We start from the raw sequence: 17,759 nt of genomic DNA on the forward strand, positions 1-17,759 counted from the left end.
TATGCAGTTTTGAAGGTATATAACTTACAGAAGTGATTGGTATAAAGCCAGTCACTTTTTTTGTTATAACGACGAGAAAAACGCATGTACCCGTGCAAATACAAACAAATCTTCTATAAAAAATATATAAACTCTCTTGACATTTATATAAGAAGTGAGTATCCTAAACGTTAGACTTTTAATGATTAGTCATCTAATTATTAAAAGTCTAACGTTTTTGCTATAGAGACAAGTTTTATCACTGTTTCCATAGATTACAGAGGAAGCTGCCAGTGGCAGGTTTCGCAGGTTAAATAAAGGAAAATAAAAAGAGAGCGCGGTGATTATGGGAGGGGAATACAACATGAAGAGAAAATGGATGGAATCAGGTTTTATGCTGATCCAACAGGTTGCTCATTTAGTAAAATATCAGGCAATGAGAGAGATGGAATCTTTTCATCTTAAACCGAATCAGGTAGGTATTATGTTTATTTTACGTTCAGAAGGCGAATTATCGCAGCGTGAACTGGCAAAGCTGATAGGAATTACACCACCATCGATGACGGTAGCACTTCGAAAATTGGAAAAACAGGGATATGTGCAGAGAAAAGTAGATGAAAAAGATCAAAGAATTCAGAGAATTACGATAACAGATCAGGGAGCAGATTGTCTGAATGAATTAAAAGAGACGATGCACATGTTGGAAGCAGGTCTTTATGAAGGTATTTCCGAAGAAGAACGGAAAGAACTGCAAAGAATTATGCTTCGCATGCGGACAAATATGTTGAATTATAAAGAAATCCAGGGCATGGATATGTGTTCAATTATGGAGGAGAGACATCTATGAGTAAACTTTTTAAATTTATGAAGCCATATGCAGGCGTTGTAGCGGCGATTTTGTGCGTACTGGTTGTGCAGGCATACTGTGATCTGTCATTACCGACATATACTTCGGATATTGTAAATGTCGGAATTCAGCAAAACGGAATTGATGAAAAGATTCCGGAGCAGATTGGTGAGGAAGATCTGGAGCATTTGTTACTTCTGGTTCCGGAGAAGGATCAAAGTACTGTGAAAAATGCTTATACGAAAAGCAGCAAAAAATATGATACAAAGCAAAAAGTATGGCAGTTGAAATCCTCTGTTAAAACAGATGAGAATAAAATGAATAAACTGTCGAATCTGTTAGCAAAACCAATGCTTCTGGCAGCGGGATTTAATTCTGGAAGTGACATGTCGAAAAAGATAGAAATCCAGATGAAAGATCAGATGAAGCAGCAGATGAAAGCGCAGATGAAGAGCCAGATGCAAGATGCGAGCCAGGCAGCACTTTCGTCACAGGCGCAGCCAGAGGAAGCCAAGCAGACTGCTAATGCAAGCCAAGCAGCCTCACAGTTAAAGAAATCAGAAAAAGAGATTGATAAGAAGATTGACAAAATGTCCATTTATGACATATTTGGGCAGATGAAAGGCGCACAGCGTGAGGAGTTTGTAAAAAAGATAGAAAAGAAGATGGATAAATTCCCGGACTCTATGCTGGATCAGGCAGCCTCAACTTATATTAAAGGTGCATATAAACATATCGGAATAGATATGGATAAATATGAGACACATTATATTTTAAATACAGGTGCGAAGATGCTTGCACTGGCAGCGTTGGGAATGATCGCAAGTATTATAGTTGGTCTTATGGCATCACGAGTAGGTGCGGCAATCGGACGTGGACTCAGAAGGGACGTATTCCGTAAGGTAGTAGGATTTTCCAATGGAGAATTTGATAAATTTTCAACTGCGTCTCTGATTACTAGAAGTACGAATGATATTCAGCAGATTCAGCTTTTAACGGTTATGATTCTGCGTATGGTATTATATGCACCGATTATGGCAATCGGAGGAATTACGAAAGTGTTCCATACAAATGTGGATATGTCCTGGATCATTGCACTTGCTGTTGGATTGATCGTATTGGTTGTAGCAGTATTATTTTTCGTTGTTATGCCAAAATTCAAGATTGTACAGGATCTGGTTGACCGGTTGAACCTTGTCAGCCGTGAGATTTTAACAGGACTTCCGGTTATCCGTGCGTTCAGTACAGAAAAACATGAAGAAAAAAGATTTGATGAAGCAAATAAAAATCTGACAAAAACAAATTTATTTGTCAACCGTGCCATGACATTTATGATGCCGACCATGATGCTGATTATGAACTGTATTACCGTTCTGATTGTATGGATCGGTGGGTACAGTGTCAATGATGGAGCGATGCAGGTTGGCGATATGATGGCATTTATCCAGTATACAATGCAGATTATTATGGCATTCCTGATGATTTGTATGATCTCAGTCATGCTTCCGAGAGCAGCAGTATCAGCAACCCGTGTAGACGAAGTATTGAAGAGCGAGACAAAAATCAATGATCCGGAAACACCGCGGACATTTGCGAAAAATGAGAAGGGTGAAGTTGCATTTGAACATGTTTCGTTCCGCTATCCGGGAGCTGAAGAAGATGTACTGCATGATCTGTCATTTACAGCAAAACCGGGAGAGACAACCGCATTTATCGGAAGTACCGGAAGCGGTAAATCTACGCTGGTAAATCTGATTCCGAGATTTTACGATGTGACAGAAGGAAAGATTACAATTGACGGAACGGATATCCGGGAAGTTTCGCAGCATGATCTGCGTGCCCGTCTTGGATATGTGCCTCAGAAAGGAATTCTGTTCTCCGGTGATATTGCTTCCAATATTATGTATGGTAATCCAGACGGAAGCGAAGAAGAAATGATCGAGGCGGCCGGAATTGCACAGGCACAGGAATTTATTGATACAAAGAAAAAGAAATATCGCAGTCCGATTTCACAGGGCGGTTCCAATGTATCAGGAGGACAGAAACAGAGACTTTCAATTGCGAGAGCAATTGCCAAACATCCGGATGTATATATTTTCGACGACAGTTTTTCCGCGCTGGATTACAAAACGGATGCGGTGCTTCGAAAAGAGTTAAAAGCGAAGACAAAAGACAGTACTGTCATGATTGTTGCCCAACGAATCAGCACGATTCTTCATGCTGAGCAGATCATTGTTCTGGATGATGGACAGATTGTCGGAAAAGGTACACACAAAGAATTGTTGAAATCCTGTGAAGCATATTATCAGATCGCATCTTCCCAGTTATCTGAGAAGGAGCTGGAAGCAGATATGAAGGAGGTGGACTAATATGGCAAGAGGACGTATGCACAGAGGTCCGGGAGCCCCTATAGAAAAAGCAAAAGATTTCAAGGGTACGATGAAGAAGCTGTTACAGTATCTTGGAGCTTATAAAATCTCCATTGTGGCAGTAATTATATTTGCAATTGGAAGTACAGTATTTAACATTGTCGGACCGAAAATACTCGGAAGAGCAACAACCGAGATTTTCAAAGGACTTGTTCGGAAAGTTTCCGGCGGTTCAGGAATTGATTTCACGAAAATTGGGAAAATACTTGGAATGTTATTAGTATTGTACCTGTGCAGTGCATTATTTTCCTTTATCCAAGGATATATCATGACAGGTGTATCGCAAAAACTGACTTATCGTATGAGAAAAGAGATTTCGGAGAAGATCAATCGTCTGCCGATGAATTATTTTGATAAAATGACACATGGAGAAGTGCTTTCGAGAATTACGAATGATGTCGATACACTTAGCCAGAGTCTGAACCAGAGTGCGACACAGGTTATTACATCGGTAGCAACAATCATCGGTGTACTTATTATGATGCTCAGTATCAGTCCGCTTATGACATTGACGGCACTTTTACTGCTTCCGATTTCTATGGGATTTATTTCCGTAATTGTAAAACGTTCGCAGAAATATTTCATGAGTCAGCAGGAATATCTGGGACATGTCAACGGACAGGTAGAAGAGGTGTATGGCGGGCATAATATTGTAAAAGCATTTAATAAAGAGCAAGATGTAATTGCAACATTTGATAAAGATAACGATATGTTGTATCAGTCCGCATGGAAATCGCAGTTTTTATCCGGAATGATGATGCCGATCATGCAGTTTGTCGGCAACTTAGGCTATGTGGCAGAAGTTATTCTGGGCGGTTATCTGGCAATGAAAAGCGTGATCGAAGTTGGAGATATCCAGTCCTTCATTCAGTATGTAAGGAATTTTACGCAGCCGATCCAGCAGGTAGCGCAGGTGGCAAATATGCTGCAGTCTACAGCAGCCGCATCTGAGCGTGTATTTGAATTTCTGGAAGAAGAGGAAGAAGAACAGACAGTTACGGATTCCGAGCCGGTCGATGATCTGGAAGGCCGCGTAGAGTTTGACCATGTACATTTCGGATATAACCCAGATCATATAATCATCAATGATTTCAGTGTGAAAGTGGAGCCTGGACAGAAGATTGCGATCGTAGGTCCAACCGGAGCCGGTAAAACAACGATGGTAAAACTTCTGATGCGTTTCTACGATGTGAATGAAGGCGCGATCAAAGTAGATGGACATGATATCCGTGATTTTAATCGTTCCGAGCTTCGAAAAATGTTTGGCATGGTACTGCAGGATACGTGGCTGTTCAAGGGAAGTATTGAAGAAAATATCCGTTATGGTAAATTAGATGCCACACATGAGGAAGTGGTAGAGGCTGCGAAAGCGGCACATGTACATCGGTTTGTACAGACACTTCCGGGGGGCTATAACATGGAACTGAATGAGGAGGCAAGCAACGTGTCGCAGGGGCAGAAACAGCTCCTGACCATTGCGAGAGCAATCCTGGAGGATCCGAAGATCCTCATTCTCGATGAAGCAACAAGTTCCGTAGATACACGTACAGAGATCCAAATCCAGAAAGCGATGGATAATCTGATGCGTGGAAGAACAAGTTTCATCATTGCACACCGTCTGTCTACGATCAGAGATGCAGACCTGATCCTTGTTATGAAAGACGGAGATATTGTGGAGCAGGGAAATCATGAGGAACTGCTCGCTAAAAATGGATTTTATGCGGATCTCTATAATTCACAGTTTGAGAGAAGTGCTTAAAGGAAGTGACAAGTGTTTCGCACCGGCAGCCTTTTGGACAAATTGATCAAATAAACGGCGCATTGCTTCGCAGTTTGTGTACATGCACTCGGGATGCCACTGTACACCGACCGCGAAAGTGTGACCGGTAGATTCAATGGATTCGATGACGCCGTCGGAAGTGATACCTGTCATTTTTACATGTTTTCCTAATGTTTTGACACACTGATGGTGATAGCTGTTGACAGCACAGGAATTCCCACAAATTTCATATAACAGGCTATGAGATGCAAAAGCAACCGTATGGCAGGGATCGCTGCGGTCGAGAGAGCGTTGGATATGATTGAAGGAGTTCCGGTTACGGAGAGACAGATCCTGATAGATTGTTCCGCCGAGCGTAAGGTTTAACACCTGCATACCGCGGCAGATGCCTAGTACAGGAAGATGAAAATCCAGTACTTTCTGCATCAGCGTAAGATGAAACTGATCGGTTTTTCTGTCGGTAGTGCCGTGATCAGTCTGCAATTCTTCACCAAAAAGTTCCGGTGTGATATCATCACCGCCGCAGAACAGAAAACCATCGCAGATGCTTAAGTAGCTGGAGAGTGAGTCCGCGTCAGAAAGATAAGGAATAATGACAGGAATTCCATCACTTTTTTCAATTGCCTGAATATAGGAAAATGGCACAAACAGGCGGTCATCTGAAAAGCCGCAAAATACAATGCCGATTACTGGTTTTGTTATAGATTCCATAAAAAGCCTCCCCTGTACATATATTTATTAAAAAATATATGCGTCAGGGAAGGCTTTTATGTAATAGGAAACTTCGCTCCTATTACATAAACCCTCCGGGGGATGCGCACTCGCACGAAGCGGTAATATGTTGCAGGCAACCGTGCTCGGCGCGAGAATGTGCCAAAACACATTCTATCTTATTCTACATGAAAGAATTCTTTCACCTGTCCGAGAATGATCTGCATGAGTCTGGTTCTGGCTTCAATACTTGCCCATGCCACATGCGGTGTGATGAGGAGGTTCGGATAATCCTTTAATTCGCGCAACGGACAGTCTGGGCTCATCGGTTCTACAGCAAGTACATCCAGACCGGCTGCCTGGATGAGACCGGTTTTCAGAGCCGTTGCAAGGTCTTTTTCTACAACGATCGGGCCACGTCCGAGATTCAGGAAAATGCAGCTTTTCTTCATCTTACAGAAAGCGTCGAGATTAAGTAGTCCGTCGGTATATTCATTTAGTGGTGCGTGAACAGAAATAATATCCGAAGTACGGTACAGCGTATCCAGATCGACCTGATGATAACCGTTCTGCGGGGCACTGCCGGATGGAGAAGCGTAGATAACATCAGCACCGAAAGCGGAAGCGATAGAAGCAACGCGGCGGCCGATGTTGCCAAGTCCGATGATTCCCCATGTTTTTCCCTTTAATTCGTAGAATACTTTTTCAAAATGTGTAAATATCGTGTCATTGGTATAACGGTCAGATTTGACATATTCATCATAGTATCGCAGATGTTCCAGCAGATAGAAGAACATGGCAAATGTATGCTGCGCAACGGATTCCGTAGAATAACCGGCAACATTTCTCCATGCAATTCCTCGTTTGTCGAGATAATCTTTGTCCAGGTTGTTCGTGCCTGTAGCAGTGACGCACACCAGTTTCAGATTCTCGGCAGTACCGATGGTAGATTCATTTATCTGTATTTTATTAACGATAATGACATCGGCATCTTTCACGCGTTCCGGTACTTCTTCGGATGTAGAAAATGCGTAGCGTGTGACATCGCCGATCGCATCAAAACCAGACAGATCGATATCATCGCCGATAGTTTTTGCATCTAAAAAAACGATTTTCATATATGGTTGGTCCTCCTTGTGAGTATTGGATGTGTATGTGGTTAGGATAACTGTATTTTGAGAACATGTCAAATTTTTCTTCTTTAAGAATTGTTAAGAAAATTATAAGATGACTCACCTTGTAATTATTTTGTAACATATTGTATAATGTCTCTCAGATAAGGAGAGTCATATACAGATGAAAGAAATCAAAAAACAGAAAAATAAAAAACGAAAACAGATTCTCAGAAGAAGGATTTACATGATGACTGCAGGACTTTTTGTGCTGCTTGCAGTCGCGTTTGCCAGAGGACATCACTCGGCGGGAAAGGAAGATGATCTGTCGTCGAAGACGAAGGAAGTAATACAGAATAAGACACAGGAAGAGATGTACACAAGCCGTCTCGAACGGGTGAAAGCAATGGCAAAGAACCAGGGCTATCCGAAAGGTGTCATTGAGCTGCTGGACAAGAACGAAGATACAATTGACTTCGTGGAGGACTATGGAGAGAAGAAAGATCAGGCAGTAGCAAAAGATATTGGCGTGAAGATACAAAAGGGCACGATACCGGAGCTGATCCAGTGGGATGAACGCTGGGGATATACAAAGTATGGAACCAGCATTGTTGCGGTCAGCGGCTGCGGACCGACCTGTATGTCCATGGTTGTGTCAGGGCTTACCGGTAATACGAAGATCACGCCGGCAAGAACAGCAGCATACAGCGTACGTCACAATCTGATCGATGAAGAAAATAACACGTACTGGGAATTTATGGAGAAAGCAGCAAAGCATTGGGGACTGAACTGCTATGCAGGAATGTTAAATAAGAAGCAGTTGAAAGCAGAGCTTTGCAAAGGACATCCGGTTATTTGCAGTGTAGGACCGGGAGATTTTACAAAGAATGGACATTTTATTGTGTTGTCAGGATGGAAGGACGGAAAGATTCAGGTAAATGATCCATTCAGCCGTCAGAACAGTCAGAAACTGTGGACTTACAGCAGAATAAAGAAACAGGCAAAGTCTATGTGGGTATATAGTTATTCTAAAAAACAAGTGCAAGAGCGGTAAAAGTGTGTTACTATGAATGTACTATATTAAAGTAGTAACGTAAAAGAGAACGGCAGCAGGAGGAAGAAGCGATGTATATTACTTGTTTAGATGTAGAAGGTGTATTAGTACCAGAGATATGGGTAGCATTTGCTGAAGAAAGCGGAATCCCGGAATTAAAGAGAACAACCAGAGACGAACCGGATTATGATAAATTGATGAACTGGCGTCTGAGTATTTTAAAGGAGCATGGACTTGGACTGAAGGAAATTCAGGAGACAATTTCCAGAATTAATCCACTTCCGGGCGCAAGAGAATTTCTGGATAAATTAAGAAGCTTTACACAGGTTATACTGATCAGTGATACATTTACAGAATTTGCGGCTCCACTTATGGAGAAACTGGGGTATCCGACCTTGTTCTGCAACAGTCTTGAAGTAGCAGAAGATGGTGAGATTACCGGATTTAAGATGCGTATTGAGCAGTCTAAGTTAAGCACAGTAAAAGCATTGCAGTCTATCGGTTTTGATACGATCGCCAGCGGGGATTCTTATAATGACCTTGGCATGATTAAGGCAAGTAAAGCTGGCTTTTTATTCCGGAGCACAGAGCAAATCAAAACAGACAATCCACAGATTCCGGCATATGAGACATATGATGAGCTGATGCAGGCAATTAAAGATACAATGGTATAGCAAGATATTAAAATAACAGACATCATAAAATATCAAAAAAACAGAGTGCGTTCTAATTTTTGCTTGACTTTTGAAAATTCAGGTATATAATAAATAACGTAAGTACATAAAGTTCACCGAAATTCGTTGATGAGAACAAAGCCGGATTTATATTTATTTACAGAGAGCCTGTGGCTGGTGTGAACAGGCAATAAGTGAATCGGGATATCCTCTCTGAGAAGCAGGTTGAAAGAAAGATTAGTAAACCTCGCCGGTATCCCCCGTTACAGGGATGGCATATGTCAGTATGCGACAGAGTGTTGCAGAGATTTTCTGCAGAATCAGGGTGGTAACGCGGATAGAATTCGTCCCTCTTCAGATGAGAAGTCTGAGGAGGGATTTTTTATATAATCAGGAGATGTAATTTCCTGTTATATAGAAAGCTTCCGGCAGGATATGCATTGGGGCGTACAATGATGATGTCACAGGCAACCGCCGTAGGCGTTGAAAAAATCGGTGAGCAGTATGATGAAGGAGGAATAAACAATATGAAAGCATTACAAAAAGCAAGCAAATTTTTATCAGACTACACATCGATTGTTGTAATTGCAATCGCAGTTGTGACCTTTTTTGTACCGTCTATGATGGGATGGGTGAATCAGGCATTATTTACAGACATGGTGGCAAATAAATTTACCAGTCAGTCCGTGATCATCGGAATTATCATGTTCAGTATGGGACTGACGTTGACAACAGAAGACTTTAAGATCCTTGCACAGAGACCATTTGATATCTGTGTGGGTGCGATCGCACAATATTTAATTATGCCATTTCTGGCATTTGCACTGACAAAAACATTGCATCTGCCGGATGGAATTGCACTTGGACTGATTCTGGTTGGCTGCTGTCCTGGTGGTGTATCATCCAATATCATGTCTTATCTGTGTGGTGGAGATGTAGCATTTTCTGTAGGAATGACAACAGTTTCCACGTTGATTTCACCGGTTATGACACCGCTGATGGTATCTTTCCTGGCAAGTGGAACAAAAATTACAATTCACGGACTTCCGATGTTTGTATCTATTATTGAAACCGTTATCTTACCGGTTGCACTTGGATTTTTATTAAACTATTTATATGGAAAGAAGAGAATGTTCCACGAGATCCAGCAGATGATGCCTGGTGTTGCCGTGCTTGGACTCGCCTGCGTAGTCGGTGGAGTCGTATCTTCACAGGGAGATAAGTTCTTCCAGTCAGGAGCAGTTATTTTCATAGCAGTGCTTCTTCATAACGGACTTGGTTATCTGCTTGGATATGGAGCCGGAAAGCTGGTTGGCATGAATACATCAAAGAAGAGAACGATTTCTATCGAAGTCGGAATGCAGAATGCCGGACTTGCAACGAACCTTGCAACAACAACAGCTCAGTTTGCTTCCACACCGGAATCTGCAATTATCTGTGCGGTATCTTGTACATGGCACTCCATTTCCGGAACGTTACTGGCAGGAATGTTTGCAATGTATGATAAACATAAAGAAAAAGCAGCAGATGCAGTAAAAGTTAAGACAGCATAATAGCGAGAGCAGAAATAGATTCCATGGATGCGATCAATGCGATTGAATCTTCGATGACTGCAAAACGGAGAGAAACAGTAAATATAGAAGCTGTTTCGTCTCCGTTTTTTAATTATGCATGTGTTTTTATGTAGAAAAGAAAAATTTTTTCTGGTTGAAAAAAGGATTGTTTATCTTGTACAATAAAGGTACTGTAGAATTATCTTGGGGGAGGGAAATTATTTATGCACATGTCAGATGCATTACTTTCACCGGCAGTTGGCGGTGCGATGTATGCAGTAAGTGCGGTATCAATTGCATATGCAGTACAGAAGATTAAAAAGGATGATTTGGGAGAGAAGAATCTGCCGATGATGGCAGTTGCAGGGGCATTTACTTTCGCAGCACAGATGATTAATTTTACGATTCCGGGGACTGGTTCCAGCGGACATATCGGAGGTGGAATCCTGCTGGCGGGACTGCTTGGCGGAACTCCGGCTGTAGTGACGCTGACCGCAGTTTTACTGATCCAGTGCCTGTTCTTTGCTGATGGAGGACTTCTGGCACTAGGAGCAAATATTTTTAATATGGGAGTCATTCCCTGCCTGTTTGTATGCCCGCTTATTTTCAGACCAATCTTAAGAAAAGACGTGACACATAAGAGGATTGTGATTGCTTCCGTTGTATCCTGTGTAGTGGGATTGTAACTGGGGGCTTTTTGTGTTGTTCTACAGACACTGGCATCAGGTGTGACAGAGCTGTCATTTCATACATTTGTACTGCTGATGCAGCCAATTCATCTGGCGATTGGCTTTGTGGAAGGCATTATTACAGCAGGTATTCTGAATTTTGTATACCAGATGCGTCCGGAGATTCTGACAGATGTATTGGAAAGATTGGAGAAACCAGCAGAGAGAATAAGATACATAGAAGAATCTGATAAGGGCAGGTCTGACAGTGTGTCTGCGAAAAAAGTGATTCTGCTATTTGCAGTTCTTGCAATTTTGGTCGGTGGCGGACTGTCGTTGTATGCTTCTGCCAATCCGGATGGTCTGGAATGGTCTGTGGAGAAGACAGCAGGGATGGCAGAGCTTAAGGAACAAGGTTCTGTGCAGAAAACACTTGGTGCTATCCAACAGAAAATATCAATCCTGCCGGATTATGATTTCAAAGACGGCAGAGGAAAAGGAACAAGCTTTGCCGGAGTAGCGGGTGCAGGAATTACCTGTCTGCTGATCGGTGCAGCAGGATGGGGAATTTCAAGAGCAAAACGTACAAAGAATACAGGAAAAGAGAAAGCTCGGAAATAAATGGAATGGGAGGCAGTGATATGGCAGACATAAGGAGTAAATTAAATATGTTATATTCCTTAGAGCAGTTGTCTTCCGGAGAAAATGCATTTAAGAAGCTGCATTCACTGGCAAAATTAATTGTCACGGCAGTCTATCTGGTGTGTGTTGCATCACTTGGGAAATATGATTTGACGAGACTTACTCTGTTTCTTGCATATCCGGTACTTATGATGGCGATGGCACAGATTCCATGGAAAATGATCTTAAAGCGGGCAGCAGTAGCAATGCCTTTTTGTATATTTGCGGGAGTGAGCAATCTTATTTTTGACAGAACCGTGATTGCATATGCCGGAAAGATTGCAGTGACCGGAGGAATGTTGTCATTTGCAATGTTATTATGCCGGACACTGTTGTGCGTCAGTGCGATTCTGATTCTGGTAGCGGTCACACCATTTTCAGAATTAATGGATCAGTTACGCAGACTTCATATGCCGGAACTTCTGGTGACTCTGCTGGAGATGGTTTATCGGTATATCGGAGTGCTGGTGGAAGAAGCATCCGGGATGGTGACAGCATTCCGTTTAAGAGGAAACGGTGCAAAATGGCCAGGGATTTCAGAATTTGGCTCATTTGTCGGGCAGTTATTTCTGCGCAGTGCAGACCGGGCAGAACGGATCTATCAAGCAATGCAGTGCAGGCTTTATACCTTACATGATGTACAGAAAAAAAAACCAGAATGGAAATTGTGCGATACCTTTTTTCTGATTGCGGGTGCAGGGACCTCTGTTCTGTTCAGATGGATAGATTTTACGGAAATATTAGGAGGAATTTTGCTATGATAGCAATGCAGGACTGGACAGTTACATATCCGGACGGGACAATTGCAGTCGATCATCTGAATCTTAAAATCCAGCCGGGAGAGCATCTGGCAATCATCGGGGCAAATGGAGCCGGGAAGAGTTCACTCATTCTTTCGATGGTCGGTGTGATACCGGGAAGCGGACGGATCCAGGTAGACGGAGTAGAGCTTAACAAAAAGAATCTGACAGAGATTCGCAAAAAAGTCGGCGTGGTATTTCAGAATCCGGATGATCAGTTATTTTTGCCAACGATCTATGATGATGTTGCCTTTGGACCACGGAATTTGGGAATGGATGAAGAATCGGTGCGTTACCGTGTAGAGGATCGGCTGGAACTGCTTCATATTTCACATTTACGAAATAAAAGCGCACTGAAATTATCTGGTGGTGAAAAAAGGATGGCGGCTATGGCCACTGTTCTGGCAATGAAGCCGGATGTGATGGTATTTGACGAGCCGACAGCCTTTCTTGATCCGAAGTCCAGACGGAATCTGATCTGTGTATTACAGAAACTTCCGCATACAATGCTGATCGCAACACATGATCTTACTTTTGTTGCAGAGGTCTGTCCGCGCTGCATTTTATTAAAAGAAGGCAAACTATTTGCAGATGGCCAGGCGGAAGATTTATTATATAATAAGGAACTGATGGAATCGGCAGATGTTGAAGCAATAGGAGGACTAAACTCATGAATCTGACAGGATTTTTTAAAGAGAATCCTAAAATTGCACTGGGGTTTTCCGGTGGCGTAGATTCTTCATATCTGCTTTATGCTGCAGCGCAGTGTGGCGTAGATATCAAACCGTATTTTATAAAAACAGCATTTCAGCCGGAATTTGAGCTGGAGGATGCAAGACGTTTTGCAAAACAGGTGGGTGTAGAGCTGACAGTGATTTCGCATGAGATCTTAAGCCATGAAGAAGTGGTAAAGAATCCGGCAAACCGTTGTTATTATTGCAAGACAGCGTTGTTCGGACTGTTGAAAGAAAGAGCAGTCTCGGATGGATATACTGTGTTGATCGATGGCACGAATGCATCTGATGATGTCGGAGACCGTCCGGGAATGAGAGCATTGAAGGAAATGCAGGTTCGTTCTCCGCTCAGAGAATGTGGACTGACAAAGACGGAAATCCGCTGCCTCTCAAAAGAAGCCGGATTGTTTACCTGGAACAAACCTGCATATGCCTGTCTTGCGACAAGAATTCAGACAGGGACAGGGATTGAAGCAAAGATGTTAAAGAAAGTTGAGCATGCAGAAGGAGAACTCTTTCAGATGGGATATACTGATTTCCGCGTGCGCGTATTTCATGGCGCAGCTCGTCTGCAGTTTCAGCCGGAAGATATGATGCATGCGATTGAGAAACGAAAAGAGATCAGAGAACGGCTGGCACCGTGGTTTGACACGGTGTTACTGGATATGAAAGGCAGGGAACCGTAGTGGAACAGAAAGAAGTACGCGCTTTGCTGGAACAGGTTTCCAGTGGGGAACTGGATATAGATGAAGCCATGTTAAAGCTTAAGGAAGCGCCGTTTGAGGATCTGGGATTTGCGAAGCCGGATTATCACCGGGCTCTCCGGCAGGGAATTGGAGAGGTGATCTATGGTGCAGGAAAGACGCCGGAGCAGATTCATGATATTGTTGCATCCATGGTACAGCAGGGACAGAAAAGTATTCTGATCACCCGCATGAGCAGCGAAGCGGCGGAGGCGGTTGAACAGGATTTTCTAATAAAATATGATAAATACAGTAGAATCGGACTGGTAGGAGAGATACCGGAGCCGGATGGAATCGGTAAGGTTGTTGTGGCGGCTGCCGGAACGAGTGATCTGCCGGTGGCAGAGGAAGCTGCACAGACAGCAGAGTGTTTCGGAAATGAAGTCATACGTCTGTATGATGTAGGTGTTGCGGGACTTCACCGTCTGCTGGCTCATCGGGAAGAGATTATGACAGCACGGGTGATTGTTGCAGTTGCCGGGATGGAAGGTGCACTTGCATCGGTAATCGGCGGACTTGCAGACTGTCCAGTGATCGCAGTGCCGACCAGTGTCGGCTATGGCGCAAGTTTTGGCGGCGTGTCGGCACTGCTGGCAATGTTAAATTCCTGCGCCAGCGGAGTTAGCGTTGTGAATATTGATAATGGATTTGGCGCCGGTTATCTGGCGAGCATGATCAATCATATGGAGGGGAAGAGATGAAAACATTATATTTAGACTGTGGAATGGGCGCGGCAGGTGATATGTTAAGTGCCGCACTTCTGGAGCTGCATCCGGAACCGGAACAGTTTGTAAAGCGTCTAAACCGCCTTGGGATACCGAAAGTGGAATTTCAGGCAGAACCGGCAGTGAAATGTGGCATTACAGGAACGCACATGACAGTGAAAGTAGATGGCATGGAAGAAGTAAGCACAGATCACCATGAGGAAGCACACCATTATGAGCATCATTACGGCGAACACATCCACCATCATAATATGCAGAGTATTACTGCAATCGTAGGAAATCTGGATATACAGGAAGAAGTAAAAAAAGACATACTTGCTGTGTATGATCTGATCGCACAGGCTGAAAGCCATGTGCACGGTCGCCCGGTAGACGAAATTCATTTTCACGAAGTCGGTTCCATGGATGCAGTTGCTGATGTGACAGCAGTCTGTCTTCTGATGCATGAACTGAAACCGGAGCGTGTAGTTGCTTCTCCGGTACACGTAGGAAGCGGACATGTCCACTGCGCACACGGAATCCTTCCGGTTCCGGCACCTGCGACAGCATGGATTCTGCAAGATATTCCAACTTACGGCGGAAAGGTGAGAGGAGAGCTGTGTACACCAACAGGAGCTGCGCTTTTAAAATATTTCGTTCAGGAATTTGGAAGCCAGCCGCCGATGCGTGTGGAAGGAATCGGTTACGGCTGTGGGCAGAAAGAATTTGAAGTAGCAAACTGTGTCCGTGCAATGTGCGGAGAAACGGCAGATAATCAGGATTATATCGTGGAACTTCGCTGTAATCTGGATGACATGACACCGGAAGCAGTTGGATTTGCAATGGAAGAGTTATTTGCAGCAGGAGCATTGGATGTATATACGACAGCAGTCGGAATGAAAAAGAACCGACCGGGAATCTTACTGACCTGTATGTGTAAGGAAAAACAGAGAGAAGAAATGATTCGGTTACTGTTTTTACATACGACAACTTTAGGAGTACGGGAATCTGTCTGCAACCGTTATACATTGAAGCGCACAATGAAGACTGAAACGACGGTATATGGCAATGTGCGGATAAAAGAAGTATCCGGCTGGGGGATAAAACGTCAGAAAGCAGAGTATGAAGATCTGGCTCGGATCGCCAGAGAACAGGAGATGCCAATCGCACAGGTGAGAGAGTGTGTGATGAAAGGAGAGGTCTGATAGGAATTAATAGAGCTTGCAGTGAAAGAATGTCTTACAAACAGACATAAGAGAAAAGAATACATCTTGACAGATAAACTTACGATGGCATATTTTAAGAAGCAGGAAGATATCCGTCCGTTTTTTGAAAGCCAGTTAAAGGCATGCGGTGTAGATTATTTTGATTTTTATCTGATGTATGCACAGACTAAAGACATTTTTGAATATTTCAAGAAATGCAATGCATATGAGACTGCACTGGAATTAAAAGAAGAAAAAACGAAAGAATAGGAGCTATCATGGAACAGAATACAGAGAAAGTCCACAAAAGACGTGTACGATATAAAGGAAAATATCCACGGAAATATGAAGAAAAATACAAAGAATTAAATCCGGAGAAATACAAAGAAACGATTGCACATGTGATCAGCAAGGGAAATACACCTGCCGGTATGCATATATCTATCATGGTGAAAGAGATCCTGGATTTCCTTCAGATAAAGCCGGGAGAAACAGGATTTGATGCAACGCTTGGATATGGCGGGCATACAAAGGCAATGATGGAATGTCTGAAAGGCGAAGGTCATATGTATGCGACAGATGTCGATCCGGAAGAATCAGCAAAGACAAAGAAACGTCTTGCAGAACAGGGTTTCGGCGAAGATATCCTGACAGTAAAACTTCAGAACTTCTGTACGATTGATGAGATTGCAGAAGAAATAGGTGGTTTTGATTTTATCCTTGCGGATCTGGGTGTTTCATCTATGCAGATCGATAATCCGAAACGAGGATTTTCTTTCCGTGCTGACGGTCCGCTGGATCTGCGGCTGAATCAGGAGAAAGGAATCAGCGCTGCAGAGCGTTTGGATGAGATCAGCAGGGAAGAGCTTGCCGGAATGTTATATGAAAATTCTGACGAGCCATACTGTGAAGAGATTGCAAAAGCAATTACAGATGAGATTCGCAAGGGAAACCGTGTAGATACGACTACAAAACTGCGGAAGCTTATTGCAGATACACTGGATTTTCTTCCGGAGAAGGAGAAGAAAGATACGATCCGCAAGACTTGCCAGAGAGTGTTCCAGGCACTTCGTATTGATGTAAACCGTGAGTTTGAAGTACTGTATGAATTTATGGAAAAGCTTCCAGATGCGTTAAAACCGGGAGGACGTGTAGCGATTCTTACTTTCCATTCAGGAGAAGACAAGTTGGTGAAAAAGGCTTTAAAAGCTGGATATAAAGCGGGAATTTATTCTGATTACGCGAAAGATGTGATCCGCCCATCTGCGCAGGAGTGCGCACAGAACGGACGTGCAAGATCTACGAAGATGCGTTGGGCTATTAAAGCGCGGTAGTTTTAAAAGGGGAACTATTCTTTGATGTTCCCCTTTTTGATGTTTTCTTTCAGAATCTGGTCTGTAATTTCATATAACTGCTTAGAGCCATATCTGGATTTCTGTTGTCTGCCATAAACCTGTGAGGCGTATACTTCATGTTTCCGCCAGTCAGCACCGCCATTACTGTTGTTGAGAAGAAGAGGCTGTAGGTTATCCATTACGTGGGCGAATCTGGATTCAGCGGTTCTGGCTTCTTCAAATTCGTCAAAAAGAGCAGTCAGCTCTTCTTTCTGTGCATTCGGAAGTAAGGAAAAAATTCGTTCTTTTGCGGCATCTTCTCGTGCTTTCTGTGTTTTCAGCCCTTCTGTGTCATAAGCGTAAGTATCCCCGGCATCAATTTCTACAATGTCATGGATCAGACACATGATCATGACTTTGGTAATATCAACCGGTTCGTTAGAATATTCTTTTAAAAGATATGCCATGATCGCCATATGCCAGGCATGTTCTGCATCATTTTCACGTCTGCCGTGGCCGGACAGATGTGTCTGTCTTAAAATGTTTTTCTCTTTATCAATTTCCAGAATAAAGTCAAGCTGTTGTTTTAATTTATCGTTCATGTTAATGTCCTCCTGTACATATATCGCGGGACAAAGTCCCATTTTTTGACTCATAATAGGGCTGATTTCAAAATCATACAATTACACATGAGCAGGTTCAGACGGAAGTATGATCTTGTTATCCGGATATCATATTTTACATATAGAAT

The 17,759-nt window shown here is 43.0% G+C and carries 17 protein-coding genes, 1 pseudogene and 1 other annotated feature; of the genes and pseudogenes, 15 read left to right on the forward strand and 3 right to left on the reverse strand.

The genetic code is table 11. From position 1 onward, the window contains the following. The first annotated feature begins 343 nt into the window (after nucleotides 1-343). From DW125_RS11240 to DW125_RS11250, 3 genes are read left to right on the forward strand one after another with little or no spacing between them, the layout of a single operon-like run. Nucleotides 344-826 carry a MarR family winged helix-turn-helix transcriptional regulator gene (locus DW125_RS11240; protein ID WP_117538191.1) on the forward strand — a complete coding sequence of 161 codons (483 nt, stop codon included), beginning with the start codon at nucleotides 344-346 and terminating at the stop codon, nucleotides 824-826. After that, nucleotides 823-3,195 carry an ABC transporter ATP-binding protein gene (locus DW125_RS11245; protein ID WP_117538192.1) on the forward strand — a complete coding sequence of 791 codons (2,373 nt, stop codon included), beginning with the start codon at nucleotides 823-825 and terminating at the stop codon, nucleotides 3,193-3,195. The genes DW125_RS11240 and DW125_RS11245 overlap by 4 nt, the downstream gene beginning before the upstream one ends. Nucleotide 3,196: 1 nt before the next feature. Further along, nucleotides 3,197-5,014, forward strand: a complete 1,818-nt coding sequence (locus DW125_RS11250; RefSeq protein ID WP_117538193.1) for an ABC transporter ATP-binding protein — start codon at nucleotides 3,197-3,199, stop codon at nucleotides 5,012-5,014. On the opposite strand, the gene DW125_RS11255 is transcribed toward DW125_RS11250, so the two are convergent. After that, nucleotides 4,991-5,746 (reverse strand): gamma-glutamyl-gamma-aminobutyrate hydrolase family protein, encoded by a 756-nt coding sequence (locus DW125_RS11255; RefSeq protein WP_117538194.1) that lies wholly within the window; start codon nucleotides 5,744-5,746, stop codon nucleotides 4,991-4,993. The genes DW125_RS11250 and DW125_RS11255 overlap by 24 nt on opposite strands. Nucleotides 5,747-5,925: 179 nt before the next feature. Further along, a complete protein-coding gene (locus DW125_RS11260) occupies nucleotides 5,926-6,864 on the reverse strand; it encodes a D-2-hydroxyacid dehydrogenase (RefSeq protein ID WP_117538195.1) in 939 nt (312 codons plus the stop codon). Nucleotides 6,865-7,042: 178 nt separating this feature from the next. Here DW125_RS11260 and DW125_RS11265 point away from each other — a divergent pair, with 178 nt between their 5' ends. From DW125_RS11265 to rsmH, 12 genes and pseudogenes are all read left to right on the forward strand, one after another. Next, entirely contained in the window at nucleotides 7,043-7,912 is an 870-nt protein-coding gene (locus tag DW125_RS11265; protein ID WP_021859881.1) for a C39 family peptidase, read from the forward strand. A 71-nt stretch (nucleotides 7,913-7,983) separates the two neighbouring features. Then, nucleotides 7,984-8,586 (forward strand): bifunctional phosphoserine phosphatase/homoserine phosphotransferase ThrH, encoded by a 603-nt coding sequence (gene thrH / locus DW125_RS11270; protein ID WP_021859882.1) that lies wholly within the window; start codon nucleotides 7,984-7,986, stop codon nucleotides 8,584-8,586. Nucleotides 8,587-8,703: 117 nt separating this feature from the next. Then, nucleotides 8,704-8,941 (forward strand) — a binding site (T-box leader). A gap of 172 nt (nucleotides 8,942-9,113) precedes the next feature. Next, complete coding sequence (locus DW125_RS11275; RefSeq protein ID WP_117538274.1) at nucleotides 9,114-10,139, forward strand: bile acid:sodium symporter family protein; 1,026 nt, start codon at nucleotides 9,114-9,116, stop codon at nucleotides 10,137-10,139. A 230-nt stretch (nucleotides 10,140-10,369) separates the two neighbouring features. Beyond that, a pseudogene (locus DW125_RS14415) lies at nucleotides 10,370-10,981 on the forward strand (energy-coupling factor ABC transporter permease); the annotation flags it as partial. Continuing rightward, nucleotides 10,979-11,428, forward strand: coding sequence for a PDGLE domain-containing protein (locus tag DW125_RS14420; protein WP_330411906.1), 450 nt, complete (start codon nucleotides 10,979-10,981; stop codon nucleotides 11,426-11,428). The pseudogene DW125_RS14415 and the gene DW125_RS14420, both read left to right, overlap by 3 nt. 20 nt (nucleotides 11,429-11,448) lie before the next feature. Continuing rightward, nucleotides 11,449-12,249 carry a cobalt ECF transporter T component CbiQ gene (gene cbiQ / locus DW125_RS11285; RefSeq protein WP_158549920.1) on the forward strand — a complete coding sequence of 267 codons (801 nt, stop codon included), beginning with the start codon at nucleotides 11,449-11,451 and terminating at the stop codon, nucleotides 12,247-12,249. Continuing rightward, nucleotides 12,246-12,962 carry an energy-coupling factor ABC transporter ATP-binding protein gene (locus DW125_RS11290; protein ID WP_117538197.1) on the forward strand — a complete coding sequence of 239 codons (717 nt, stop codon included), beginning with the start codon at nucleotides 12,246-12,248 and terminating at the stop codon, nucleotides 12,960-12,962. Before cbiQ ends, DW125_RS11290 begins: the two co-directional genes overlap by 4 nt. Then, nucleotides 12,959-13,708, forward strand: a complete 750-nt coding sequence (larE, locus tag DW125_RS11295; protein WP_117538198.1) for an ATP-dependent sacrificial sulfur transferase LarE — start codon at nucleotides 12,959-12,961, stop codon at nucleotides 13,706-13,708. Before DW125_RS11290 ends, larE begins: the two co-directional genes overlap by 4 nt. After that, nucleotides 13,708-14,466: a nickel pincer cofactor biosynthesis protein LarB gene (gene larB, locus DW125_RS11300; protein ID WP_117538199.1), complete on the forward strand. Its 759-nt coding sequence runs from the start codon at nucleotides 13,708-13,710 to the stop codon at nucleotides 14,464-14,466. Before larE ends, larB begins: the two co-directional genes overlap by 1 nt. Beyond that, complete coding sequence (larC, locus tag DW125_RS11305) at nucleotides 14,463-15,674, forward strand: nickel pincer cofactor biosynthesis protein LarC (RefSeq protein ID WP_117538200.1); 1,212 nt, start codon at nucleotides 14,463-14,465, stop codon at nucleotides 15,672-15,674. The genes larB and larC overlap by 4 nt, the downstream gene beginning before the upstream one ends. Nucleotides 15,675-15,740: 66 nt before the next feature. Next, nucleotides 15,741-15,944: a hypothetical protein gene (locus tag DW125_RS11310; protein WP_199537838.1), complete on the forward strand. Its 204-nt coding sequence runs from the start codon at nucleotides 15,741-15,743 to the stop codon at nucleotides 15,942-15,944. A gap of 8 nt (nucleotides 15,945-15,952) precedes the next feature. Continuing rightward, nucleotides 15,953-17,008 (forward strand): 16S rRNA (cytosine(1402)-N(4))-methyltransferase RsmH, encoded by a 1,056-nt coding sequence (rsmH, locus tag DW125_RS11315; protein WP_117538202.1) that lies wholly within the window; start codon nucleotides 15,953-15,955, stop codon nucleotides 17,006-17,008. Between the two features lie 14 nt (nucleotides 17,009-17,022). On the opposite strand, the gene DW125_RS11320 is transcribed toward rsmH, so the two are convergent. Then, nucleotides 17,023-17,610, reverse strand: coding sequence for an HD domain-containing protein (locus tag DW125_RS11320; protein ID WP_117538203.1), 588 nt, complete (start codon nucleotides 17,608-17,610; stop codon nucleotides 17,023-17,025). Between the last annotated feature and the right edge of the window lie 149 nt (nucleotides 17,611-17,759).

The sequence above is a fragment of the Dorea sp. AM10-31 genome, assembly GCF_003435815.1.
Lineage (GTDB): Bacteria > Bacillota > Clostridia > Lachnospirales > Lachnospiraceae > Dorea_D > Dorea_D hominis.